The sequence below is a fragment of the Cedecea sp. genome (assembly GCF_036500665.1).
Taxonomy (GTDB): Bacteria; Pseudomonadota; Gammaproteobacteria; order Enterobacterales; family Enterobacteriaceae; genus Cedecea.
In genome coordinates, this window is the sequence record NZ_DASYBS010000040.1 from 1 (window position 1) to 1542 (window position 1542).

Annotated in this window: 2 protein-coding genes; one reads left to right on the forward strand and one right to left on the reverse strand. The window is 49.7% G+C overall.

The window, feature by feature from the left end:
* Nucleotides 1–262 precede the first annotated feature (262 nt).
* A complete protein-coding gene (locus VGM55_RS06550; RefSeq protein ID WP_331635039.1) occupies nt 263–1102 on the reverse strand; it encodes an NAD(P)H-binding protein in 840 nt (279 codons plus the stop codon).
* Between the two features lie 93 nt (nt 1103–1195).
* On the opposite strand from VGM55_RS06550, the gene VGM55_RS06555 reads away from it, so the two are divergent.
* A partial coding sequence (locus VGM55_RS06555) for a TetR/AcrR family transcriptional regulator (RefSeq protein WP_331635040.1) occupies nt 1196–1542 on the forward strand: 347 nt, incomplete at its 3' end.

Consider the following 1542-nt stretch of genomic DNA (forward strand, 5'->3'; position numbering starts at 1 on the left):
ACAGGTTGTTCAACTCTGGTTACTGAGGGGATATTATTGTTTGCAATATTGTTAAAAACTACTTTTGTAATTAAAAAAAGCGGATTAAAGGCAGGAATAATTCATTTATTATTTTTATCTAAATATAACCGCTATATTTGAAGGGTTTAATTGTCGCGGATTTAAACGATATTCCGTTATCACACAATATTTATGGAATAATGACAATCGGCTTTCGGTAACAAAAAGAAAATGGCCGCTCTACATGCCGGCCATGAGTAGGCTAACGCGGTTGCCACACGCCGCTGTTGAGAGTGTCGGCAATGTAGGCACTGAAATCACGCGGCGCACGCCCCAGACTCTGCTGAATGCCTTCGGTCACGGAAGCGTTGCGTCCGTCTAGTACCGTGCTAAATAGATATTCCAGTAGCGTGACCATTTCCGCCGGCAGTTGCGCTTCTCGCAGGTAACCGACGTAATCTGCGACAGGCACTTGCTGGTAGTGAATCTCACGCCCGCTGGCAAGGGCTATTTCGCCAATGGCCTGTGCAAAGGTCATCAAACGCGGGCCGCTCAACTCATACAGCGTATTGCTGTGACCAGGCTGGGTGAGAGCCGCGACAGCAGCGTCGGCGATATCTTCTGCATCAATAAAGGGTTCGGGGATCTCGCCCGGCGGCAAATAGACCTGGCCATTTAACAGGTCGTCGAGAATAAAACTCTCACTGAAGTTTTGCATAAACCAACTGGCGCGCAACACCGTCCAATCCACACCGCTGTTTTTAACCACGTCTTCCGCTTGGCGGGCTTCGTCTTCACCGCGGCCACTAAGCAGCACAATTTTTTGCACACCGCTGTTTACCGCCTGCCGACAAAAGCGCTCCAGGGTATCGATGGCGCCGGGTACGGCAAGATCGGGTTGGAAACTGAGGTACAGCTTTTTCACACCTTGTAAGGCCGGTTGCCAGGTGGTGCTATTTTGCCAGTCAAAAGGAAGAGTTGCACTACGATGCCCGGCCCGTACGGGGATCCCCAGCTGTTGTAACCGTGTTGCCACACGGCTGCCAGTTTTCCCGGTAGCGCCTAAAACCAGAATTGGTGACTCGTTTTGGTTGTTGTTCATGGTGTCGCTCCAAATGTGAGTATTACTCATGTTTTGTAAATATGATAAACCCTCGTATTATTGTCAAGGCAGTTTTTGTTCAAAGGACGACGCATGATGAATGATAAGCAAAAAAAATCGCCCGCACTGCGGCGTAAACCCAGCCAAACGCGTAGCCGGGAAAAGGTAAAATTGATTCTTGATTGTGCGACGGCACTGATAGCCGCGCAGGGCAGCGATGCGATGCGTATGAGTGAAGTGGCGCAGAATGCCGGTATTTCAATCGGGGCGCTGTATCAGTATTTCCCGGATAAAACGGCGATCGTGCGTGTGCTGGCGCAACGTTATAACCAGGAGGCGCGTGAATGCATCGAGCAAGGCTTGATTCAGGTGCAGACGTTACCGCAGTTGATCGAGGCTTTTAACTGCCTGATTGACGAATATTACGCCTTGTTTCTGGC